Here is a 24,259-nt window from a genome sequence, read left to right on the forward strand (position 1 = left end):
GAGGCCATCATGCTACTGTTTGCGCAACTGCTCAACGGTCTCCAGTACGGGGTCTTGCTGTTCCTGCTGGCGGCCGGCCTGACCCTGGTGTTCGGCATCATGAGCTTCGTCAACCTGGCGCACGGTTCGCTGTACATGATGGGGGCCTACATTGCGGCCTCGGTCGCCAATGCCACCGGCAGCTTCCTGCTGGGGCTGCTGGCCGCACTGCTGGGCTGCCTGGCCATCGGTGTGCTGCTGGAGCGGGTGGCGGTGGCGCGGCTGTACGACAAGAACCACCTGAACCATGTCCTGGCCACGTTCGGCATGATCATGTTCTTCAATGAACTGGCCTCGATGTTGTGGGGCAAGCAGCCCCTGTTCGTCTCGGTGCCACCGATGCTGGACGGTGTCATCGACCTGTTCGGCCTGCCCTATCCGCTGTACCGCTTTGCGGTCATCGTGGTCGGTCTGGCCGTGGCCGTCGGATGCTACTGGATGATCCACCGCACCCGCCTGGGCATGCTCATCCGTGCCGGCGCCAACAATGCGGCCATGGTGGGCGCGCTGGGGATCAACATCCGCTTCCTCAATGCCCTGCTGTTTGCCGTCGGTGCTGCCCTGGCCGGACTGGCGGGTGCCGTGGCCGGCCCCATCCTCTCGGTCCAGGCCGGCATGGGTGAGCCGGTCCTGATCGCCACCTTCGTGGTGATCGTCATCGGCGGCATCGGTTCGGTCAAGGGCGCGTTCTATTCGGCCCTGATCGTCGGTGTCGTCGATACCATGGGACGGGCCTTCCTGCCCATGCTGTTGCGTGAGATGGTCAGCCGCCAGCTGGCCGATGCGGCTGGTCCGGCACTGGCTTCCCTATTGATCTACCTGCTGATGGCGGCCGTCCTGGCGCTGCGTCCGCAAGGCCTTTTCGTGGCAAGACGATGAAGACGACTTCCTCCCTGTTCCGTCCCAGCCTGGGCATTCCCCTGCTGCTGTTGCTGGCGCTGCTGGCCGTGCCACCGGTGGCCGCTGCACTAGGTGCGCAGTTCTACGTGGGCTTTCTGGCGCGTGTGCTGATCTATGCGCTGGCCGCCAGTGCGCTCAACCTGGTGCTGGGCTATGCCGGCCTGATCGGCTTCGGACACGCACTCTTCATTGGCCTGGGGGCGTATTGCGTCTCCCTGTCCTCGCTGGCCGGGCTGGAATCGGCGTGGCCGCAGCTGCTGCTGGTGCTGGTTTCGTGCGGCTGTATCGGGGCGCTCACCGGTGCCATCAGCCTGCGCACCCGTGGCATCGGCTTCATCATGATCACCCTGGCGTTTTCCCAGATGGGCTATTTCGTCTTCGTCAGCCTCAAGCAGTATGGGGGTGACGATGGCATGTCCATCATCGCCACCAGCCGGCTGGGCGCGGGGATCGACCTCGGCTCGGTGCTGCCCTTGTTTTATGCCGCCTGGGGCGTACTGGCGGTGACCCTGCTGTGGATGCACCGGTTGCGGCACGCGCCCTTCGGCATGGCCCTGCGCGGCTCGCGCCAGAACCTCGCGCGCATCAGCGCACTGGGCTTCCCGGCCCGCCGTCTGCAGCTGATCGCCTATGTGCTCTCCGCCATCCTGTGCGGCCTGGCTGGTTTCCTGCTGGCCAATCTGAATGCCTATGCCTCGCCGGGACTGATGAGCTGGCAGGTGTCCGGCGAGCTGATCGTCATGGTCGTGCTGGGCGGCATGGGCAGCGTATTCGGTCCGTTGCTCGGCGCACTGGCGTTTATCTGCCTGGAGGAGGTGATGAAGTCCTATACCGAGCACTGGATGCTCATCTTCGGGCCGATGATCATCCTCATTGCGCTCACCGGTCGTGACGGACTCATGGGTGCCTTGCACTGGCTGGATGTGCGGTGCTGCCAACGCGGCGCATCCGGCCGTATCGATGCGACTGCCATCGTGGCCAATGGAGCCAAGCAATGAACGGCCTGCGTACCCAGGGATTGACCAAGCGCTTCGGTGGCCTGCTGGTGACCGACGACGTCAGCCTGGACATCCGTCCCGGCGAACTGCACGCCATCATCGGCCCCAATGGTGCCGGCAAGACCACCCTGATCAACCAGCTGTCCGGAGAGCTGCGGCCCGACAGCGGCCAGGTCTGGTTCGGCGATGAGGAGGTGACCACGCTGCCGCTGCATCAGCGCGCCTGCCGGGGCTTGCTGCGCTCCTACCAGATCACCTCCATCTTCGAAGAGTTCACCGTGATGGAAAACGCCGTGCTGGCGGCGGTCGGCGCCACTGGCGGCTACGGTTTCTGGCGTCCGATGATGGCCCGTGAGCAAGCCTGCCAGGACGCGCAGCAGGCGCTGCTTGCCACCCGCCTGGAAGCCCGCCGCGATACGCTGGCAGGAGAACTGGGCTACGGCGAGCGACGCCAGCTTGAGCTGGCCATGGCCTTGGCCGCGCAGCCGCGCCTGCTATTGCTCGACGAGCCCATGGCCGGCATGAGCATCGAAGAATCGGCATCGGTGGTACAACTCTTGCAATCCCTCAAGGGCCGTTACTCGATGCTGCTCATCGAACACGATATGGATGCGGTCTTCGCCCTGGCCGATCGCATCACGGTGCTGGTGTCGGGTCGTGCCGCCTTCTGTGGCACGCCCGATGAAATTCGCAATCACCCCGAGGTCCGCGCCATCTACCTGGGTGATGAGGCAGGGACTTTTTCCGGAGCCGCTCATGGCTGAACAGTTATCCATCCGCGGGCTGCAGGCCTCCTACGGTCGGGCGCAGGCCCTGTTCGACATCTCGCTGGACCTGCAGCGCGGTGAGGTGATCACCTTGCTCGGTCGCAATGGCATGGGTCGATCCACCACCGTCAAATGCCTGTTCGGTCTGCTGCGTCCGAGTGCCGGCAGCATCAGCTTTGGCGGCCAGCGCATCGATACCCTGCCTTGTCACGAAGTGGCGTGCCGTGGCCTGGGGCTGGTGCCCGAAGGGCGCCAGATCTTCGCCGACCTGACCGTGGAAGAAAACCTGATCGCCACCGCCCGCCCGGCGCGCGCAGGGCAGGCCGACAGTCGGCCCTGGACCTTGCGACGCGCCTATGAATTCTTTCCACGGCTGGCGGAGCGGCGTCAGAACATGGGTTCGCAGTTGTCCGGCGGCGAGCAGCAGATGCTGGCCATCTCGCGTGCGCTGATGACCAATCCCTCCCTGCTGGTGCTGGACGAGGCCACCGAAGGCCTGGCGCCGGTGGCGCGTGCCGATATCTGGCGCGCCCTGCACGAACTGAAGAAGGAAGGGTTGTCGATGATCGTCATCGACAAGAACATCCAGTCGCTCATGGGACTGGCTGACCGCCACTATGTGGTCGAGAAGGGACGTATCGCCTGGAGTGGAAGCTCACAGCAGTTGCAGCAGGACCCATCCCTGGTGCATCGTTACATGGGCGTGTGAGCGTGTGCATCCCGGCTGCGCCCACCCGGCCTGTCACAACTTATCGGATATTGCATGAAGGCATCAGGTTTCCAATACGCCCGCCCGAGTTCGCTGGAAGAGGCGTGCGCGCTGCTGGCTGAACACGGCAGCGATGCGCGCGTCCTGGCCGGCGGCCAGAGCATGTTCGCCACCCTCAATCTGCGCCTGTCGGCGCCGAGCCTGCTCATCGACATCAATCGCATCGAGGCGCTCAAGGGCATCGTGCTGGCCGAGGATGCCAGCCATGTGCGCATCGGCGCCCTGGTGCGTCATGCCGAGACCGCCAGCTCACCGCTGGTGGAACAACATCTGCCCTTGCTGCACATGGCCATGCGCCATGTGGCCCATCCGGCAGTGCGCAATCGCGGTACCACCTGCGGCAGTCTGGCGCTGGCCGATCCGTCGGCGGAGATGCCGGCCTGCGCCATCACCCTGGATGCCTTGCTGGTGCTGCAGAGCCGTGACGGCGGCGTGCGCGAGGTGCCGGCGGTGGATTATTTCTTCGGTCTGTACGAGACGGCCCGCCAGGATGACGAAATCCTGATCGAAGCACTCTACCCGGCCTGCCAGCCGCAGGAGGTCTTCGGCTTCGACGAGCTGGCGCGCCGCCATGGGGACTTCGCGATGGTCGGCGTCGCGCTGCGGGCCAGCTATGCCGGGGGCATCATCAGCGACCTGCGCTTGACCACCTTCGGCACCGATCCCATGCCCATCCTGTCCACCGCGGCCGCTGCACTGGCGCAGGGGCAGGCGTGGTCCGTTGCGCTGGGCGAGGAGATCGCCAGGGCTGCCGTGGCCGAGCTCAATCCCGATCACAACCACTTCGGCAGCCCCGAGGTCAAGCGCCTGCAGGCGGCCGCCCTGATACGTCGCGTGCTGGCGGCGACCTTCGGCGCGCCGGCCGATTCAACCATTCCTTACGGAGCCAGCCATGGATGATCTGTCCGTCCGTTGCGTGGAACACGCCAACATCCAATTCACCCTCAATGGCAAGGACGTCAATTGCCTGGTGCCGGTGCGCCGCAACCTGGTGGATTTCCTGCGCCAGGACATGGGATTGACGGCCGCCCACGTCGGCTGCGAGGTCGGCGTCTGCGGTGCCTGCAATGTGCGCGTCGATGGCGCGGTGGTGCGCGGCTGCCTGATGCTGGCGGTGCAGGTCGACGGCCTGAGCGTGGAGACCCTGGAGGGGCTGGCCGAAAGCGGCGAGATCGCCGCCCTGCAACGCGCCTTCGTGACGCGCAATGCCATGCAATGCGGATTCTGTACGCCGGGCATGCTGATGACGGCCAACGAACTGCTGCAGGCCAAGGCCTGCCCCAGCCGCCTGGAGATCCGCGATGCCATCTCGGGCAATTACTGCCGTTGTACCGGTTACCAGGCCATCGTCGATGCCATCGAAATGGCCGCCGGGGAGGATGCATGAGCGCCGCCGCCCAGACCGCGGCCGCTGGCCTGATCGGCCGCAGCGTCGCCCGCGCGGATGCCGAGCGTTTCGTGGCCGGACGCGGACGCTATCTCGACGACCTGGTGCTGGCCGATATGCAGCATGTAGTGTTCTATCGCAGTCCGTTCGCGCGTGCGCGCTTGCACGCGATCAATGTCGACGCCGCTGCGGCCATGCCCGGGGTGAGTGCGGTCGTCACCGGCGCCGACCTGGCCACCGTCTGCGCTGGCTGGACCACCCGCTTTGCCATGTGGCCGGAGCATGTCTCGGCCCCGCAGAATCCGCTGGCCATCGATGAAGTGTTCTGGCAGGGCGAAGCGGTGGCGGCGGTGGTGGCCGCTACGCGCGCGCAGGCCGAGGACGCGCTCGAACTGATCGAGATCTACTGGGAGGAGGGCGAGCCCGTGGTGGACCCGAGCGCCGCACTGGAAGCCGGCTGTCCACCCTGCCACCCGGCCATCGAGCACAACCTGGCGCTGGAGCGCAAGATCGGCAAGGGTGATGTGGCCGCCGCATTTGCCGGTGCTGCCCAGGTGGTACGACGCCGTTTCAGCTTCGGTCGCCAGACCGGTGTGCCGCTGGAGCCACGTGGCATCCTGGCCAGCTTCGACCGGCGCACCGGTGAGCTGGACATCCAGCAATCCCATCAGGCGCCCTTCCAGATGCAGGAGATCTACGCCAGTCTGCTGGGCCTGCCGCTGGAGCGGGTCAGGGTCGCCAGCCCCGACGTGGGTGGCGCTTTCGGCATCAAGCTGCACGCCTATGCCGACGAGATCGCGGTGGTCGCCATTGCGATGCTGCTGGGCCGGCCGGTCAAATTCCAGGCGGACCGCCTGGAATCCTTCGTCTCCGATGTCCACGCCCGGGACGCCAGCGTCGAGGCGCAACTGGCGGTGGATGCCGAAGGACACCTGCTGGGGCTGGACGTGGATCTGCTGTTCTGCTTCGGGGCGGTGTCCGCCTACCCGCGTTCCAGTATCGGCGAAGCCTTGCAGGCGCTCGACCTGTGCGGCTCGGCCTACCGCATCGACGCCTTCCGCGGGCGGGTGCGCGGGGCCTTCGTCAACAAGGTACCGACCGGTGCATATCGTGCCGTGGGCCAGCCCATCGCCTGCGCCGTCATCGAACAACTGATCGATGACGCGGCAGCGGCCATCGGCATGGATCCGGTCACCATGCGCCGCCGCAATCATCTGCCGGCGCGTCCGGCCGAGGCGCCGATGCTGCCTGCTGCCGGCGGCATCCCACTGGGCCCGCTGTCATTGGACGCCTGCATGGATCAGTTGCTGGAGAACATGGATTACCGCCAGCTGCGCGCCACGCAGGATGCGCTGCGCCAGCGCGGCGTCTATCGTGGCATCGGGTTGTGCACCTTCGTCGAGCTGACCGGCGTGGGCGCGGGCCTTTATGGACCCAATCAGGTCAGGGTGGCCGGCAAGGAGGGAGTGCGCCTGAGCCTGCTGCCCTCCGGTCACATCCAGTGCCGCACGAGTGCGACCGACCAGGGGCAGGGCACGCGCACTGGCCTGGCCCAGATCGTGGCCCACGCCATGGGTAGTCCGCTGGAGACGGTGGCGGTGGCGGCCGGCGACACCTCCCGCGATCCACTGGGGGGCGGTGCCTGGGCCTCGCGCGGCATCTCCCTGGCCGGGGAAGCTGCCCTGCTGGCCGCAGCGCAGCTGCGCGCCAATATCCTGTCGATCGCAGCGGCCCTCGGAGAGCAATCGCAGGACGGGCTCGATATCGTCGATGGCATGATCACCGGCCGTGACGGCGAGGCCTTGATGAGCCTGGCGGAGGTGGCGCTCAAGGCGCATTACGATTCGACCGCCATCAAGCTGGACGTCATCCCGGAACTGACGGTGGAGCGCAGCTATGCGCCGACCGGCAAGCCCTACTTCGCCGCCAATGGGGTGCAGGCGGCGCAGGTCGAGGTCGATATCGAGACCGGGATGATCCGCGTGCTGGACGTATGGGTGGTGGAAGACTGCGGACGTATCGTCAACCCGCTGCTGACCGATGAGCAGATCCGCGGTGGCGTGGTGCAGGGGATAGGCGCGGCCCTGTTCGAGCAGTGCATCTATTCCGAGAACGGGCAGATGAGCAATGCCTCGCTGGCGGACTATCTGATTCCGATGGCCTCGGAGATGCCCCAGATCCATGTGGGCCATGTGACCACGCCCGAGCGCGAAACCAGTCTCGGTGCCAAGGGGGTGGGCGAGGCCGGGACGGTGGGGGCCATTGGCGCCATCTGGTGCGCCGTCAACGACGCCTTGCGCCCCCTTGGGCAGGGTGTATGGCAGCAGCCGTTTACGCCGGCACATGTGCTGGACGTACTGCATCATCCCGAGATGCGTCAGGGCGAGGCAAGACTGCCTCCCTTCTGAGGCTGGCCAGATGGAGGAGCAGGCGCCGTCGCGACGGCGCCTTTTTTTCGTCCCTCTCCGGCCCCTCCGGAACGCCCAAAAAAAACGGAACGCCTCGATGCGTTCCGCCAAGTCCTACAAAGGGATCCTCAGGAGTAAAGCTGCTTCAGAAGGTATGCCGGATGCCGGCCATCACGCTGGACTGGTTCTGGCCGACACCGACCGTGCTGCCGGAGCTGACGGCAATGGCGGCATTGCCGCGATTCTTGATGTACGCATACGACGCGTAGAGGCTGGTGCGCTTGGACAGGAAGTAGATCGCGCGCGCCGTGCCCAGTGTGCTGTCGTCGGGTGAGTTACGGGTATCCAGATGGGCCACCTGGCCTTCGACCTGCCACTGTGGCGTGAGCGCGTAGCTGGCGCCGAGATACCAGAGGTTGTAGTTGATGTCGACCGCACGTTGCAGGTGGCGGGCAATCAGGCCACCACCGATCTTCAGATCGCCGACCTTGAACCAGCCATTGAAGGAGGCGCGGTTGTCCTTGTAGTTGCTGCTGGTGAGCAGGTTGCCCGCCCCGGCGCCGCCGCGCAGGGTATCGTAGGCAGTGGCCACGCCCCAGGTGGCGGTGTCGTACTTGATCAACGCCGTCCACTGGCGACAGGCTTGCGCATCGGCGGCGTTCTCGCCAGCGCAATTGGTGGCGGCAGGCCCGCCCGCCGCGGAAGTATCGCGACCGAAGCTATAGGTGGCGCCCACGGTGGTGTTGCCGATCTTGTTCATGTAGCCCAGCGCATTGTCGCTGCGCGTGTTGGGCAGGTAGGAGTCCATGTTGGACAGGCCGTGGTTGGCCGGACCCATGATGTCGGCGGCGATCAGCGAGATGGCCGTCATGTTGTACTGGCGACCCAGCGTGAAGGTACCCCAGGTCGGATCCATCAGGCCGACATTGGATTGTCGTCCGAACAGGCGGTTGCCCTGGCCCATGCCGCCGGTGGTCGGCACGAAGCCGCTTTCCAGATTGAAGAAGGCGCGCATGCCACCACCCAGGTCCTCGACCCCTTTGAAGCCGATGCGCGAGGGCAGCAGTCCGGTCAGCGGCAGCGTACGCAGCTTGCCCTGGCCGGCGGCATTGGTGTGATTGAGATATTCGACCCCGGTATCGATGATGCCGTAGATGGTGACACTGCTCTGGGCCATCGCTTCGGTACCCAGCCCCCCCAGGCACAGGCCGGCGGAGACGGCGGCTAACAGACGTTTCTTCACTTTTATTTCCCCTTCAGGTTGAACAATCAAGACAGCGTTGAAAACCACCGCTGGCGGTGGCGCTACGGATGAATCGGACTGCAATGGATCTGAACGAGTGGGCGGCGCGGCGCCTGCTTTGATGCTGCTTTGATGTGCGTCAAATAATGAATGACATTATTTAATCTCAATAAAATGAATGTCAATCGTTATTGTCGCTTGCGGGATAAGTTTTTTTGCCACGCGTTCTTGCCGGGGAAGGCAGGGCAGGATGGCAGGGGAAACAAATGGTGCAGCCGTTCCGTCACATGCACTTAAAAAAGAAGCTCAGCTCCCCATATTCGCATTTTTGGTGCGTTTTTTATTCTTCGTGCTCATGGAAGCCCTATGCGTACTGGATTATGGGGCGATGTGAGGAAATGCTCGCTATCGCACACCTCTGCGCTCCGTCGTTGTTCGTGTACGACGCTGCGTTGCCGATGCCGTGACGCTGGCCTATCGAAGCGCAGTTTCTCCGCCTGATGATGATCTCGATCGCGGAATTTTTCTTGACATCGAAGGATGCAAAATAACAGAATGATGTTCGTTATTAATCGCGGGAAACTATCGCCGCCGGAGGGTTGGCCGGACGGTGCGGAGGAGGGGGATGGTGAGCCAGCAGCAAGATGGTCGCGCACTGCGGCCTGGACAGTATCTGATCAGCCGGACCAGCTCGGAGGGCATCATCACCTATGCCAACCAGGCGTTCGCCGACGAGGTGGGCATTCCCATGCAGGAGCTGGTGGGCATGCCCTATACGCGCCTGATCGATCCGGACGTGCCGGCCGAAGCCGTCAAGGACATGCGCCGTACCACGATCGAGCAGGGGCGCCGGTGGGCCGGACTGACCTGCATCCGGGGCAGCGATGGGCAGCGTATCTGGGCCATGACCAATGTCTCGCTGGTGCGGGAAGGCGGGCGCGTGATCGGATCGACCTCGGTGCGCACCCATGCGCCAGCGGAGCAGGTCGGCTTTGCCGCTGCCATGTTGCGCCGCTTCAAGGAACGGCGCGCCCGTGGCTGGACCGTGCGCGGCGGCCAGTTCCTGCGCACCGGTCTGCCGGGGATGGTGCAGCGGCTGTGGCGACCGGGGCTGCTCAAGCGGATCGTGCTGTGGCAGGCCTTGCCGTTGGCGAGCGCACTGGCAGCCGGCCTGCTGTGGTCCGCAGCAAGCCGGGCGGCGGCACTGGTCATGCTGGCGGTGGCGTTAGCCATGCTGGTGCTGGGCAGTCTCTGGCAGCGACGACAGTTGATGCAGCCGCTGGAGCAGGCCACCGACTTCGCATATCGGATGGCCGCCGGTGATCTCGATGCGCCCCTTGATCAGACCGCCCAGCCACATGCCGCCGATCTGGTACGGGCGCTTCTGCTGATGAGGAGCAGCCTGGTCAGCCTGATCGGCGAAGTCGGTCGTGATGTGCATGGTGTGACGCGGGCCTGTTCGGACATCGCGGCCGGCAACATGGACCTGTCGCAGCGCACCGAGAGCCAGGCATCGTCGCTGCAGGAGATTGCCTCCAGCATGGAGGAACTGGCCGCCACCATCCAGAACAATGCCGATCACGCCGTCTCTGCGGCGGCCAATGCGGTGGCGGCTGCGGACGTGGCGCAACGCGGCGGGCAGGCCTTCGATCGCATCGTTCAGACCATGCAGGCGATGGCCGACGATGCCGCGCAGATCGGACAGATCGTCAAGGTGGTCGAGGCCATCGCCTTCCAGACCAATATCCTGGCGCTCAATGCTGCAGTGGAGGCGGCCCGCGCCGGTGAGAACGGACGTGGCTTCGCCGTGGTGGCCAGCGAGGTGCGTACGCTGGCCCAGCGCAGCACTACGGCAGCACGCGAAATCGCCGAGCTGATCACCGCATCGCTACGCAGCGTGAGCCAGGGACAGGCGCAGGTGAAGACCTCGGCGACCACCATCACGGAGGTTGTCTCATCCATCGGTGGCGTGAGCGGCCTGATCGACGAGATCTCCCGCGCCAGCATCGAGCAGCGCGAGGGCGTGCAGCAGGTGGCGGCGGCATTGTCTTCGCTGGATCGCATTACCCAGCAGAATGCGGCGTTGGTGGAGCAGGTTGCGGCCTCGTCGGCGTTGCTGGTGGAGCAGGCCGGGGCGGTGAAGCTGTCGATGGGCGTATTTCGTCTGGTCGCGGTCTGAGGCTGGGCGGACAGACATGGAAAGCCTGGATCTGGAGGTCTTGCGCACGGCCCGCGACTGGCGGCGGCAAGCATACCAGGTACACCTGTTCACGGTGGCGCGTACCTGGGGCAGCGCGCCCCGCAGTCCCGGGGCGATGCTGGCCATCCGGGACGATGGTCGCGTGGTCGGATCGGTCTCCGGCGGATGCGTCGAGGATGATCTCATCGAGCGCGTGCGTCAGGAGGGGGCGACGTCTGTGCGCCCCGCTGTTCTGGAATATGGCACCACGCGGGAGCAGGCCGCACGTTTTGGCTTGCCCTGTGGCGGAACCCTGGTCCTGATACGCGAATCGCTGCCGGGCTCCGGCTGGCTCGACGAAGTGCTGGAGGTCACCGCCGCGCAGGGGCGCATCCGGCGCCAGCTCGATCTGGCCAGCGGCCTGTCCCGCTGCACGCGGCTGGGCCATGCCGACGGTGCCTTGCCCGGGCCACTGCTGGCGCAGCCTGACTTCACCGTATGCTACGGGCCGCGCTGGCGCCTCTTGATCATCGGCGCCGGACAGCTGTCACAGGCGCTGGCCAGGATGGCGATGATGCTCGACTACGAGGTCCTGGTCTGCGATCCGCGCGAAGAGTATGCGGCGGGCTGGCATATCGCCGGTACCCGGCTGGTCGTAGGCATGCCCGACGAGGTGGCGCTGGAGATGAAGCCGGATTCCCACACTGCCATCGTGGCACTGACCCACGATCCCAAGCTGGATGACATGGCACTACTGGAGGCGCTGACTTCTTCAGCCTTCTATGTCGGCGCCCTGGGTTCGCGTGCCAGCAGCCAGCGCCGTCGCGAGCGGCTGGCCTTGTTCGATCTCTGCGCGGCGCAGATTGCACGGCTGCATGCGCCGATCGGTCTGCCTATCGATAGTCACAGGCCGGCTGAAATCGCCGTCTCTATCCTGGCGCAGATGACAGCCGTCAGGAATGCCGCGGGTCTATCCGGCGGTGACGGCTGAGGGCGGGCAAGCGAGGGCGGCTGTCCGTCACCCGCTGCTGTCCGTCACCCCCGCCTCAGGACGCGGCCAGGTAGGCCTCCTTGCGCGGCCCGAAGAAATTCATGACGATGCGTTCCACATCCACCACCTGGATGGTGTCGCCAGGCTTGGCGGTCCGGATCAGGTTGCCGATGTAATTGACGCCACCGCCGAACATGATCAGCGGCGCATCGATGTGACTCTCGCCGAATTCCAGTACGTCATGCAGACCATCGACCAGCAGTCCGACCAGGCGCCCGGCATGGCGCACGATGACGATCTCGCGGCTGTCGGCGGTGGTCGATGCGGTCGACAGCAACAGCTGGCGCATATCCACCACCGGTACGAACACCGATTTCGCCGCGCCCCCTTCGTGATAGTCCAGCGCGCCCGCCAGCACCGGTTTGAAGGTGGAGGTGGACAGCATGCGCGAGGCTTCGATGGCTTCGATCACATTACCGGCCGGCAGTGCGAAGACAGCGCCGTCGATGGTGATGGTGGCGAATTCGCGCAGCTTGCCGCTGCTGCTGGCGACTTCGATGTCGGCGCCGTCCAGCGCACGCACGGCGTCGCTCTGTTGGCCGATGGGGGTGTAGACCATGGCAATCACGTCGTTGACGTAATCGTCGCTGTTCTTGTACTCACGATAGCCAAATGAGGTGGTGTGGCCGACCACCATGTAGTGGCCGTCATGGAGGCGGATTTCCGCTGCGCTGCTGCCATTGGCACTGCTGCTGGTGGCCGCGCCCAGCGGCAGCACGCTGCCGGGTGGGTAATCCGGGTGGGTGCTGGAGATGACCTGCCCCTGGCGGTCGGTATAGGCGGCGAAGGCGCCTTGCTGCTCGGGCAGGGCAGAGCCCAGCATGTTGGCGAACTCGGGCGTGGCGTCGAACACGATGGCGATGCCGCCGACCGGCGGACCACTGCGCTCAGGATGGAAGATGGCCGCGCTGTAGAGATAGGTGGCCGCACCATCGTAGAGTGCCGTCGCTTCGAAGGGCGACACGCAGTATTGGCTCGGATCGCTCAGGCGCATGGTATTGCGCAGCAGCTGTTCGTCCACCCGCAGGCTGCCGCCGGAGGCGCCGGCATTGCTGCCCTCGCTGGCTTCGGCCAGGGGCTTGCTCATCGCGACGATGTGGCCGTGGCTGTCGAATACCACCAGCCTGGTGTAGACGGTGTAGAGCGCATTGATGGAGGCCAGGATTTTCTGGAGCTCGGCCAGTTCGGCGGGCCGACGCGTTTCCTGGGCCAGGAGCTGGCGCAGGCGCGGGGTCAGTGCCCACCAGCGGCAATCGTTGGCGCGCTCGTAGAGGTTGCGGTCCATGATGTCGACCATCAGGCGCGAGATGTACTGCAGGTCCTGCAGGCTAGACGACAGCGCAGTGGCGTACAGGTCGAGGATGGATTCGCGGAAGACTTCGTTGGTCTCGTCACCGGTCTGGCTGATTTCCTGCAGGATGGCCTTGAGCCGCAGCAGGTCGCCGGCGTCGCCCGAGGCCATGATCTTGCCGTTCCACACCACGCGCCGCAGCGAGTGGTTGATGGAGTCGGCCAGCAGCGTGACGTCATGCAGGGGCGGGCAGAAGGAGCGGGCGTGTGACATCACGCCGGCCAGCAGGTCCGCGTCGTATTGCGAGAGCATGTCCTGGCCCGGCTGGCGGAAGGCCACATCGCAGGCCACCATCACATGGCCGTACCAGCCGGGGCCACTGTAGCCCTGGTAGTTGCGCGCGGCGCAGGTACGCGCCAGGTAGTCGCGTCCGGCATGGGTCACCAACTGGTAGGGGCCTTCCAGCGCCAGCGGCACGGTGCGACCGACCGGCACGTGTTCGGCATCGCTGCTGGCGATGACGCGTCCGTCCTGGTCCAGCATGAGCATGACGCTGCGGTCGTTGGGCTTGCGCAGTCCGCCGAAGACGTCGTCCATCTCCACCGCCACCGGGAAGCACAGGCACAGCACGCCGATGGTCTTGCCGTCCTCGGGGTTGACGATCTTGTGGGAGTAGATCAGGGAGCGTTCGCTGCCGCCGCGCAGATCGGTGACGGCAAAGGTCTCCAGATATCCGTTGGCGGCCAGGGTGCGCGCTACCAGCGGGTCGCGCGATTGCGTGACGGTATTGGCAGGGTCGAGATTGGCCAGCACCTGTCCCTGTGGATCGAGAATGAAGATCTCGTCATAGACCGTGTACTTTTGCCGGTAGGCATTAAGTCGCGCCACGATCTGGTGGCGCTCGCCGTCCGCTCCGGCCAGGATGAACTGGCGGATGGCCTCGTCCATGGCCAGGAAGCCAACATCGGCGGTGCGCTCGAACAGGTTGCGGACCACGATGTCGATGATGACCCGGGCCTTGAAATCGAACTCCTGCACCACTTTCGACACGTTCTGTTGCACCAGATTGGCGATGAGCCTCTTTTCCAACTGGTTGAAGCCCTCGCGCGTCACCTTGATGGTGGGCAGGATGCTCTTGGCTTCGGTGGGACATACCATCTTGGCAGTCGACTCGATCAGGCGCCAGGCAACGCTGAGCTCCCTGAGCGAACGTTCGCAGTCGACGACGGCAGGCATATGCCGCAAAAATTCTTCGGTCTGTTGATTGTCATGCATGATCTTGTGAACTACCCATTGAAACCCCCATTGACACTAAGCAAGTTGCGCGCCAATGAGAACGCTTTTCGTCTGCTCGGAAGCGTGTTCCCGCCTGCCGGGACAGGCATGTGACAGGCGCATGACAGGCCTGTGACAGACGCGTAACAGCGACGTCCACTGGACGTAAAAACGACGTCACAAGGAAGTAAGCGCAGTGGTGATCGCTGACCATTCATCGCCACTGTCGCAAAAATGATGCTCAGCAGTAATTGCCTGCAGCCCATAGATCGGGCTGAAGGCAAGGCTGGTGGTGAACTGTGCAATCAGGGGTGGAAAACCGTCCTATTTGCCGGCTTTGCCCCTTCTCTGGCTGCTGTACGGTGGCGCCTTAACAAAAACACGTAAAACGTTAAGAAACGCGCCAGAGGCCGAGACGGCCGGCGCCATCAGGGGGGTAGCATGAAGGGCTTGGTATTGAAGGCCGTCGCCGCAGCGGCGATGTTGGCCTGCGCGCAGACACAAGCGCAGACACAGGCGCAGACCTATGAATCACACACGATTCTCGACAGCAATCAGGTGCCGATCTTCGAGGCCCGTTTCTACGGGCCTGCTGACGGCGCCTTCCAGAAAGAGGGCGACACGTTCCAATCCTCGCCGTTTGCGCTCTCGGACATGTTCAAGCAGCAGACCCTGGCGGGGCTTCGACAGTGGGCCAACTATATCAAGGTGATCCCCGGTACGTCCCCGGCGGTGATCAATATCGGCAGCGAGCCTGGCAACGACAACGCCCATGCCTACAGTCCGTCGGTGCCAGGTCTGATCGTTGCACCGACCCAGGTGCAGGCGGCGCTGCAGAATCTGCAGGCCGGCCCGTTGACACTGGGCGCGCATGGCTTCGTGGGGATTCAGGACATCCCGGTGAGCACCAATGTCTACATCCCTTCACAGCTGCCACGCAATGTCACCGGCTGGGATCTGCCGGCGGTCGCCTTTCACGAGATCGGGCATGCACTGGGGATCGGCTCTTCTATTGACGAAACCGAGCAGCCCTCCGGCCCTTCCGTGTATCGCTTCAGCGACGGAATCAACCAGTGGACCTCCTACCTGCGCGACGACAACGGCAAGGCAGCCCAGCCCGGCCAGGTGATCTGGTGCATGACATGCAGCAAGGTGGCCGCTGCCGATGTGTTCGACCTGAGCAAGAACTCGGGGTATTTCATCGGTCCGAACGTGGCGCAGGTGCTGGCCGGCTCCGGCATGCGCGGCATACCGCTCAGTACCGGCACCGCGACCGATTCCGATCCGCCCTTCATGTCGCACGTGGAGCTCAAGAACAGCCTGATGAGCCATCAGAGCTACCGCAACTACACCACCTTCATGGAAGCCGAACTGGCGATCCTGCAGGACCTGGGCTATGACATCGACCGTCGCAATTTCTTCGGGCGTTCCGTCTACGCCGACGGCCAGGTGATCCTCAACGACGACGGTTTTTTCCAGCGCAATGCAGAGGGCAGCGCCTACCTGCCCAATACCTATAACCTGGCCACGCTGGGCCTGGGCCTGCATGTCTACGGCAGCAACAATACCATCTACCAGCGCGCCGACCTGCTCTCGGCCGGCGCAGGTGGCGCGGGCATGCGCATCGACGGCGCCGCCAACCATATCGTCATCCTGCCCGGTACCCGGGTCTATGCCGATGGCCCCTACGGGCGCGGGGTGATGTTCACCTACGGCAAGGACCACACCTTCACCCAGCGCGGTGACGTACAGGCCCTGGGCGAGGACGGCATCGCAGTGAGCTTCGACTTCGGCAACAATATGCTGGGCAATGACAGCGACTACCGTGGCTCCTACATCTACCGGGGATCGAAGGCCACCGGCTCCCTGCTGGCGGAGCTGGATGGCCCGCTGGTCAGCCGCTTCGACCTGACCGGGCGCCTGGCCGGCCGCAGTGCGGCCATCTATATCTCCAGCAACGCCTATGTGGGCCAGATCAACGTCATGCGCGGCGCTTCGCTGCAGGGCGATATCCGTTCCGACTATGCCGAGCTCGATGGCAGTGCGCCACGCCTGACCACCCTGAGCTTCGGTTACCTGCCGGACGCCGAGGGACGCGCCGCCGCTTCAGCCGATCCTGGCTTCGCATTGCGCTATGACGGCAATATCGTCGGCATCAACAATCTGTCACTGGCCTTCGAGGGCGGCACCACCTTCCTGACCGGTAACCACCAGATCTACCAGGTCAATATCGCCCAGGGCGCCCTGCTGGGTGGCAGCAGCCGCTATACCTTGAATAGCGCCGGCCTGTTCACCAACCATGGCACGCTGGCCCCCACGCTGGGCAGCAACATCACGGTGGTCGGCAATTACGCGCAGGGGGCCGACGGTCGGTTGCAGACCAGCGTGGACGGCAGCGGCAATATCAGTTCCCTGGTCGTCAGCGGCAACGCGGCGCTGGATGGCAGCCTGACCATCGCGCCGCAACGCAGCTGGTACGCGAACCGTTTCGCGCTCACCAGCGATCAATGGCTGCAGGCCGGCAGCATCAGCGGCGCGTTTGCGTCGGCCAGCGCCCTGCTGGCTTCGCCCACCCTGGTGGCCGATGTCACCGCAGCAGGCGGCCTGAGCTATACCGTTTCGGTGCAGCGCCGCGATGCAGCCTATTCGCGCTACGCCAACGATGACGTGACGCTGCAGGTCGCGCGTTCGCTTGACGTGGCAGCGGGCAATGCCCGGGGCGACATGCGTTCGCTGGTGGCCGCGCTGGACTTTTCGGCGGCCGACGGCAGTGGCATCGCACCGGCATTGCGGCAGCTGTCGCCGGTGGCCTATGGCGAAATGTTTTCGGGCGCCTTGCTGCGTGAGCGGCACATCGGTGATCTGGTGGCCGCCCGCGCACCGGCCGTAACGATGCTGGACGGACAGGTGCCGGCGGGCAGCGACTGGACGGCGTTCGCCATGCCTTTCGGTAGTGCCTACTGGCGCGACCGGTCCGGGCGTGCCGTGGGCGCCAACGGCAATACCTATGGTGTGGTGCTGGGGGTGGAGCGCAGTGGCCTGGCCATGGATGGCTGGACGGTGGGCCTGCATGGCGCGGTCAGTGGGCAGTCGACCCGGGTCGATGGCCGCACCCCGGCATCCGGCGAGACCTCGGCGCTGGACGTGGGCGCACACCTGGCCTATGCCGCCGATCCCCTGGCCGGACCGCATGCCTTCGCCCAGGCCCGCGTGGGCGTGGAAGACGGGCGCCTGGAACGCAAGATCGGTTTCAACGGATATCAGAGCGCGCCGCGTGGCACCTGGACCGGCACCGTCGCCAGCGCCACGCTGGGTGGTGGCTGGCGCTGGCGCATCGGCGAGGGCAGCAGCGCCGGGCCGCTGGCCGGTCTCGACTATACGGTGCTGTCGCGGCCTGCGATCACGGAAAACAATACGGACGGGCCGGGCCTGCAACTGGACAGCAATTCCTTGCGTTCCATGCGTGCACGCCTGGGGGGCGAATGGCGCAGCGACCTGGCATTGGCCTCGGGGCGGCAGGTCCGTGCCAATCTGCGTGCTGGCGTCAGCCGCGACATGCTGGCGCGCACGACCACGCAGACAGCGCGCCTGGCGGGATATCCCGACGTCGCATTTGCGGCAAGCAGTGAAGTGATCCAGCGCGACAGCCTGGACCTGCAGGCCGGCGCCTCCTACCGGGTGCGGCAGGACATGGTGGTCGACGCATCCTTGTCCAGTACGCTCTGGCGCGGCGGTGATGCAGAGCTGACGGCGGCCGTCTCTGCGAACTGGCGTTTCTGATCCTTGTGCACGGCAGGCAGTGCCATGATCGCGCTTTGTGCGATTTTTCCTACGTCGACGTAGGCGATTTTTTGCGAGTTTTGAGTGATTCCCTGATCCCGGTGGCGATCAGGGCGCCTCATAATCGATATTGACGCCCACCTCGGGCGCTGTACGAGAGAGCGGACTCATCCATGCAACGAACGGAAATTGCCCGCACCATTCTGGTGGTGGAAGACAACACCGACGTCCGCGCACTTTTTTGCGAAGTGCTGCGCACTGAAGGCTATCTGGTTCTGGAGGCTGCCAACGGCGCGCAGGCCTATGAGTTGCTGCTTGACCCACCGCAGCGGGTGGATGTCGTCCTTACCGACCTGCGCATGCCCGTCATGGATGGGTTGGAGCTGGCGACCAAACTTAAATCTGAGTCCCAATTCGCGGCCATTCCCGTGGTGCTGCTGAGTGCCACGCCGATGAAGAACTCCTGGCAGGCACGCGAAAACTTTGCGGCCCTGCTCACCAAGCCGTGTGCCTTTACCTTGATGCTCTCCACCATTGAGGCTGTCCTGTAAGGGAACAGGCTGTCCGGATATCTGCTTGCTTCGGGGAAAGGTTTGTCCACCGACGCGGCATCGACGCATGATCCTTGGTTTCTGCGAGGAATCTTTCCGCTCATCAGGAACAATGTGTTGGCTTTTCCGTTCTCATTTTCCTAAGCTCCAACCAATGGAAGTCTGATCCGGAGGAAGAAAAAAAATGTCAAACAGACCTGTGCTGCGCTTGTCCGACTTCATCCGCTCCCGCATGGAGCTGATCCTGGAAGCCTGGGAGCAATTTGCCAAAACGATCACCCCACCCGCCTTGACCATGGATTCGAAAGCACTGAGGAACCACGCCTCGGTGATGCTGCGGGCCATTGCCGATGATCTGGACAATACCCAGACCGAGGCCGAGGGCATCGTCAAATCGGAAGGGCGTGCGCCACGCGCCGCCGATGACACCGCGGCCGAGACCCACGCCATTGCCCGGCTCTTGTCGGGTTTCAACGTGGAGCAGCTGGCTTCCGAATACCGTGCCCTGCGCTCCAGTGTTTTGCGGCGCTGGGCGCGGGAATGGAAGGAGGGGTATGAAACCAACGTGGACGACATCACACGCTTCAACGAGGCCATTGATCAGGCGCTGGCCGAATCGCTGGCACGCTACACCAAACTGTTCGACCAGTCGCGCAACCTGTTCCTGGCCATCCTGGGCCACGATCTGCGCAATCCGCTGGGTGCGACCATCCAGGGGGCGCAGATATTGCTGCTGGCGGACGATATCAACGACCAGCACCGCAAGATCGCCGCGCGCATCTACAACAGCGGCCACCGCATGAGCAAGCTCGTCAGTGACCTGCTCGACTATACCAGGACCCACCTCGGAGCCGGCCTGCCGCTGGACGTGAAGTCCGCCAACATGGGCGAAATCGCAAGACGGGTGATCGACGAAATCGGCAGCGCCTACCCGGACCGGGAGATCGTATTGAAGAGTTCGGGAAGGCTGGACGGTCATTGGGACGCTGGCCGTATTGCACAGGCCTTGTCCAATCTGCTTGGCAACGCCATACAACACGGTCTGCCTGCTGAACGCATCCTCATCGCGATCGACGCCGGCGATGAGGAGGTGGTCGTTTCCGTCAATAACCGCGGACCTGTGATTCCGGAAGAGCAGCGCCAGGCCATCTTCGAGCCATTGGTGCGTCTGGTGGCCTCCGACAGCAAGGAGGGGGACCGGCCCGGCAGCATGGGGCTGGGTCTCTACATCGTGCGCGAGGTGGCGATCGCACACGGCGGCTCTGCCACGGCCAGCTCATCGGCTGGCGAGGGCACGACGTTTGCCCTTCGCCTGCCGCGCAATGGCCGGTAGCGCGTGCAAGCATGCGGAATTCGATGACGTCTCCGACAGCGAGCGCCTACGCCAGCAGAAGCCATTGACCGATACGCGCGAAGAGGCTGCAGATTGATTATGCAGTTACTGCGCATGAGCGCAGCATCAAACCAGGAGCGAAGACATGTCGAACCAGAATCAAGGCGGAACCCGCGGCGGTTCCCACGAGCAGCATGTGCAAGCCGGTCAGCAGAGTCACAAGAACGATCAACAGAACCAGAGCAGCAACCAGGCGGGACAGCAGCAAGGCGGTGGCACGCGGGGCGGTTCGAGCGAGCAGCACTCGCAAGCCGGTCAGCAGAGCCACAAGAACGATCAGCAGAACCAGAGCAGCAGCGGTTCGGGTCAGCAGCAAGGTGATTCGTCGCGTGGTGGCTCACACGAGCAACACGTCAAGGCCGGCCAGCAAAGCCACAAGAATAGCTAAGCAGGGTGGCCAACGAATCTGAAGCCCGAGGGATCGGCAGCTTCAGAAAAAAGCGGCGTCGCCTTCGATATCGAAGAGGACGCCGCAAAGAGACACACTACCACCAGAAGTACTACTTACTACGGCACTACACGGTACTGCTCGGTACTACTCGGTACTGCTACTGCACTTACAACCCACTACTCTCTACTTCTCCTCGCCCGAGGCAGTATCAGACGGGCTTTCCATAACCGCCGCCACCCGGCGTCTCGATGACAAACACTTCGCCGGCCTGCATCTCGGTGCTGGCGACAAAGCCGACATCCTCTTCCCGACCATCGTTACGGATCACATAGTTGCGGCCGCATTTGCCAGGATCGCCACCATCGGCACCGAAAGGCGGCACGATGCGGTTGTTGGAGAGGATCGATGCCGTCATCGGCTCCAGGAAGCGGATCTTGCGGATGCCGCCGTTGCCGCCGTGCCAGGCGCCTGCACCACCGGAGCCATCACGGATTTCATAGCTCTCCAGACGGACCGGATAACGCCATTCCAGGATTTCCGGATCGGTCAGGCGTGAATTGGTCATGTGGGTCTGCACCACGTCGGTACCGTTGAAACCCTTGCCGGCCCCCGAGCCACCGGAAATGGTTTCGTAATACTGGTAACGGCCGTTGCCGAAGGTGAAGTTGTTCATCGTGCCCGGTGCCGACGCCAGCACGCCAAGTGCGCCGTACAGGGCATTGGTGATGCAGCTGGAGGTTTCCACGTTGCCCGAGACCACGGCTGCGGGATAGCGCGGATTGAGCATGGAGCCTTCCGGGATGATGACGTTCAGGGGCTTCAGGCAACCGGCATTGAGCGGAATCTCGTCATCCACCAGCGTGCGGAAGACATACAGCACCGCGGCCATGCAGATGGCGCTGGGCGCGTTGAAGTTGTTGTTCAGCTGCGGCGAGGTGCCGGTGAAATCGATGTCGGCGGTACGCTGTTCGTGGTTCACGCGGATGGCGACCTTGATGACGGCGCCATTGTCCAGCGGATAGTCGTAGCTGCCGTCCTTCAACAGGGTGATGACGCGCCGCACCGCTTCTTCCGCATTGTTCTGGACGTGATCCATGTAGGCCTTCACCACGTCCAGGCCGAAGTGATCCACCATCTTCAGCAGTTCTTCCACACCCTTCTGGTTGGCCGCGATCTGGGCTTGCAGGTCGGCCAGGTTCTGGGCGATGTTGCGCGCCGGGTAGGGGCCGGAGCCGAGCAGGGCCACGGTTTCCTGTTCCAGGAAGCGGCCGCCGCGCACCAGCTGGAAGTTGTTGATGAGGATGCCTTCTTCTTCCACCACGGTGCTGTTGGCCGGCATGGAGCCGGGGGTGATGCCGCCGATATCGGAGTGGTGGCCGCGCGAGCCGACATAGAACAGGATCTCGCGGCCATCCTTGTCGAAGGCCGGCGTGATCACGGTGATGTCGGGCAGGTGGGTGCCGCCGTGGTAGGGGTCGTTGAGCATGAACACATCGCCCGGCCGCATCTTGCCGGCGTTCTCGCGGATGATGGTGCGGATGCTCTCGCCCATGGAACCCAGGTGTACCGGGATGTGCGGCGCATTGGCGATGAGGTTGCCCTGGGCATCGAAGAGGGCGCAGGAGAAGTCCAGGCGTTCCTTGATGTTGACCGAGAAGGCAGTGTTCTGCAGGCGCAGGCCCATCTGTTCGGCAATGCTCATGAAGAGATTGTTGAACACCTCCAGCATGACCGGGTCGGCGTCGGTGCCGATGGCCTTGCGTTGCGGGCGGGCCTGGTAGCGTTGCATCATCAGATGGTTCAGCGGCGTGACTTCGGCCAGCCAGCCGGGTTCGACGATGTTGGTCGCGTTCTTCTCGGCCACGATGGCCGGGCCGTGGACGATATCGCCGGGGCGCATGTCTTCGCGACGGTACAGGGCGGTGTCGTGCCACTGGCCGCCGGAGAACAGGCGCACCGTTTCGGTGACGGTCAACGGTCCCTGGCGCGGGGGCAGGTGTTCGGGCTTTTCTTCGCGGTCGGTGGAGATGCCGATGGCTTCCACCGAGATGGCCTCGACGATCATGGTCTTTTCCGGCATCAGGAAGGAATAGCGCTTCTTGTAGGCGGACTCGAACTGCTCGACCATGCCGGCCAGATCGCCGAAGTTGACCACGATCACCGAATCGGTGCCGTCATAGCGCAGGTGGGCGCGCTGGATGACGTTGATCTGCTGTGCTGCCACGCCCTGGGTGAGGAGGTCGTTCCTGGCCTCGTCGGAGAGCTTGCCGAGTTCGGCGTCGAGTTGGCCCAGCGACTGCGCGGACAGGGGCAGTTCCATGGCCTGTTCGCGCATGGCGGTCTGGTCGGCCAGACCCATGCCGTAGGCCGACAGCACGCCGGCGAAGGGGTGCGCGAAGACGCGTGTCATGCCCAGCGCATCGGCCACCAGGCAGGCGTGCTGGCCACCGGCGCCGCCGAAGGTGGTGAGGGTGTAGTCGGTGACGTCGTGACCGCGCTGCACCGAGATGAACTTGATGGCGTTGGCCATGTTGCCGACGGCGATCTCGATGAAGCCTTCGGCCACTTCTTCCGGCGTACGGCGATTGCCGGTCTGTTGATGGATCTGTTCAGCCAGTTCGCTGAACTTGGTAACCACGGCGTCGCGATCCAGGGCTTCGTCGGCAGCGGGGCCAAAGACCTTGGGGAAGTAGGCCGGCTGGATCTTGCCCAGCATGACGTTGCAGTCGGTGACCGCCAGCTGGCCGCCACGGCGATAGCTGGTCGGGCCGGGATTGGCGCCGGCACTGTCCGGGCCGACGCGATAACGGGTGCCGTCGAAATGCAGGATGGAGCCACCGCCGGCAGCCACGGTGTGGATGCTCATCATGGGGGCGCGCATGCGTACGCCGGCGACCTGGGTTTCGAACTCGCGCTCGAATTCACCGGCATAGTGCGACACGTCGGTAGAGGTGCCGCCCATGTCGAAGCCGATGATCTTGTTGAAGCCGGCCGTCTCGGCGGTACGCACCATGCCGACGATGCCGCCGGCCGGGCCGGAGAGGATGGAGTCCTTGCCCTGGAAGCGGTGGGCGTCGGTCAGGCCGCCGTTGCTCTGCATGAAGAGCAGGCGCACGCCATCCATCTCGCTGGCGACCTGGTCCACGTAGCGGCGCAGGATGGGGGAAAGGTAAGCATCGACCACGGTGGTGTCGCCGCGCGAGACCAGCTTCATCATCGGGCTCACCTCGTGGGAGACCGAGACCTGGGTGTAGCCCAGCTCGGTGGCGATGTCGGCCAGCTTCTTTTCGTGTTCGGTGAAGCGATAGCCGTGCATCAGCACGATGGCCACGGCGCGATAGCCCTCCTGGTGCAGCGCCGCCAGTTGCTGGCGCACCGAAGTGGTGTCCAGGGGCGTGATCACTTCGCCGTGGGCGCCCAGGCGCTCATCGACTTCCACGACTTTTTCAAACAGCAGTTCAGGCAGGACGATGTGGCGATCGAACAGGCGCGGGCGGTTCTGGTAGGCGATGCGCAAGGCATCGCGGAAGCCCCGGGTGATCAACAGCACGGTCGGATCACCCTTGCGTTCCAGCAGGGCATTGGTGGCGACGGTGGTGCCCATCTTCACCGCTTCGACTACCTGTGGCGAAATCGCCTCACCGGGTTTGAGCCCCAGCAGACGCTTGATGCCGGCCACGGCCGCATCCTTGTATTGCTCGGGATTTTCCGACAGCAGCTTGTGCGTCAACAGCGTGCCATCCGGCTTGCGCGCGACGATGTCGGTGAAGGTGCCACCGCGGTCGATCCAAAACTGCCAACGCTGCTCCCCCAACAAATTCTGACCTTGTTCCATGG

Annotated in this window: 16 protein-coding genes; 13 read left to right on the plus strand and 3 right to left on the minus strand. The window is 64.2% G+C overall.

Translation table 11 applies throughout. The features are described 5' to 3' along the window. The first annotated feature begins 9 nt into the window (after window positions 1-9). The 7 genes from HBH1_RS03625 to HBH1_RS03655 are packed head-to-tail and all read left to right on the plus strand — an operon-like array spanning window position 10 to window position 7,268. Window positions 10-918, plus strand: a complete 909-nt coding sequence (locus tag HBH1_RS03625; protein WP_102661810.1) for a branched-chain amino acid ABC transporter permease — start codon at window positions 10-12, stop codon at window positions 916-918. Continuing rightward, entirely contained in the window at window positions 915-1,937 is a 1,023-nt protein-coding gene (locus tag HBH1_RS03630; protein ID WP_006461861.1) for a branched-chain amino acid ABC transporter permease, read from the plus strand. The genes HBH1_RS03625 and HBH1_RS03630 overlap by 4 nt, the downstream gene beginning before the upstream one ends. Next, window positions 1,934-2,701: an ABC transporter ATP-binding protein gene (locus tag HBH1_RS03635; RefSeq protein WP_006461860.1), complete on the plus strand. Its 768-nt coding sequence runs from the start codon at window positions 1,934-1,936 to the stop codon at window positions 2,699-2,701. The genes HBH1_RS03630 and HBH1_RS03635 overlap by 4 nt, the downstream gene beginning before the upstream one ends. Further along, complete coding sequence (locus HBH1_RS03640; RefSeq protein ID WP_102661628.1) at window positions 2,694-3,413, plus strand: ABC transporter ATP-binding protein; 720 nt, start codon at window positions 2,694-2,696, stop codon at window positions 3,411-3,413. Before HBH1_RS03635 ends, HBH1_RS03640 begins: the two co-directional genes overlap by 8 nt. 54 nt (window positions 3,414-3,467) lie before the next feature. Beyond that, window positions 3,468-4,373, plus strand: a complete 906-nt coding sequence (locus tag HBH1_RS03645) for an FAD binding domain-containing protein (RefSeq protein ID WP_102661629.1) — start codon at window positions 3,468-3,470, stop codon at window positions 4,371-4,373. Further along, entirely contained in the window at window positions 4,366-4,860 is a 495-nt protein-coding gene (locus HBH1_RS03650) for a (2Fe-2S)-binding protein (protein ID WP_006461857.1), read from the plus strand. Before HBH1_RS03645 ends, HBH1_RS03650 begins: the two co-directional genes overlap by 8 nt. Then, window positions 4,857-7,268: a xanthine dehydrogenase family protein molybdopterin-binding subunit gene (locus HBH1_RS03655; RefSeq protein ID WP_102661630.1), complete on the plus strand. Its 2,412-nt coding sequence runs from the start codon at window positions 4,857-4,859 to the stop codon at window positions 7,266-7,268. The genes HBH1_RS03650 and HBH1_RS03655 overlap by 4 nt, the downstream gene beginning before the upstream one ends. Before the next feature lie 145 nt (window positions 7,269-7,413). Here HBH1_RS03655 and HBH1_RS03660 read toward each other — a convergent pair whose 3' ends face one another. Next, window positions 7,414-8,511: a porin gene (locus HBH1_RS03660; RefSeq protein WP_102661631.1), complete on the minus strand. Its 1,098-nt coding sequence runs from the start codon at window positions 8,509-8,511 to the stop codon at window positions 7,414-7,416. Between the two features lie 628 nt (window positions 8,512-9,139). Between HBH1_RS03660 and HBH1_RS03665 the strand changes: the two genes are divergently transcribed. Continuing rightward, window positions 9,140-10,690, plus strand: coding sequence for a methyl-accepting chemotaxis protein (locus HBH1_RS03665; protein WP_158243272.1), 1,551 nt, complete (start codon window positions 9,140-9,142; stop codon window positions 10,688-10,690). A gap of 16 nt (window positions 10,691-10,706) precedes the next feature. Continuing rightward, window positions 10,707-11,681: an XdhC family protein gene (locus HBH1_RS03670; protein ID WP_102661633.1), complete on the plus strand. Its 975-nt coding sequence runs from the start codon at window positions 10,707-10,709 to the stop codon at window positions 11,679-11,681. 55 nt (window positions 11,682-11,736) lie between these two features. On the opposite strand, the gene HBH1_RS03675 is transcribed toward HBH1_RS03670, so the two are convergent. Continuing rightward, a complete protein-coding gene (locus HBH1_RS03675) occupies window positions 11,737-14,268 on the minus strand; it encodes a chemotaxis protein CheW (protein WP_102661811.1) in 2,532 nt (843 codons plus the stop codon). A gap of 480 nt (window positions 14,269-14,748) precedes the next feature. On the opposite strand from HBH1_RS03675, the gene HBH1_RS03680 reads away from it, so the two are divergent. The 4 genes from HBH1_RS03680 (at window position 14,749) to HBH1_RS03695 (ending at window position 20,419) form a co-directional block, all read left to right on the plus strand. Continuing rightward, window positions 14,749-18,087: an autotransporter outer membrane beta-barrel domain-containing protein gene (locus HBH1_RS03680; protein WP_102661634.1), complete on the plus strand. Its 3,339-nt coding sequence runs from the start codon at window positions 14,749-14,751 to the stop codon at window positions 18,085-18,087. A gap of 173 nt (window positions 18,088-18,260) precedes the next feature. Further along, window positions 18,261-18,638 (plus strand): response regulator, encoded by a 378-nt coding sequence (locus HBH1_RS03685; protein ID WP_102661635.1) that lies wholly within the window; start codon window positions 18,261-18,263, stop codon window positions 18,636-18,638. Between the two features lie 184 nt (window positions 18,639-18,822). Continuing rightward, on the plus strand, window positions 18,823-19,971 hold the full coding sequence (locus HBH1_RS03690) for a sensor histidine kinase (protein WP_166758397.1): 1,149 nt from the start codon (window positions 18,823-18,825) through the stop codon (window positions 19,969-19,971). 145 nt (window positions 19,972-20,116) lie between these two features. Further along, on the plus strand, window positions 20,117-20,419 hold the full coding sequence (locus HBH1_RS03695; RefSeq protein WP_006461848.1) for a hypothetical protein: 303 nt from the start codon (window positions 20,117-20,119) through the stop codon (window positions 20,417-20,419). A 211-nt stretch (window positions 20,420-20,630) separates the two neighbouring features. Here the strand turns inward: HBH1_RS03695 and HBH1_RS03700 are convergent, their stop codons facing one another. Beyond that, on the minus strand, window positions 20,631-24,257 hold the full coding sequence (locus HBH1_RS03700) for a hydantoinase B/oxoprolinase family protein (protein ID WP_102661637.1): 3,627 nt from the start codon (window positions 24,255-24,257) through the stop codon (window positions 20,631-20,633). Window positions 24,258-24,259: the final 2 nt, after the last annotated feature.

The sequence above is a fragment of the Herbaspirillum sp. BH-1 genome (genome assembly GCF_002870055.1).
Lineage (GTDB): Bacteria > Pseudomonadota > Gammaproteobacteria > Burkholderiales > Burkholderiaceae_D > Herbaspirillum > Herbaspirillum frisingense.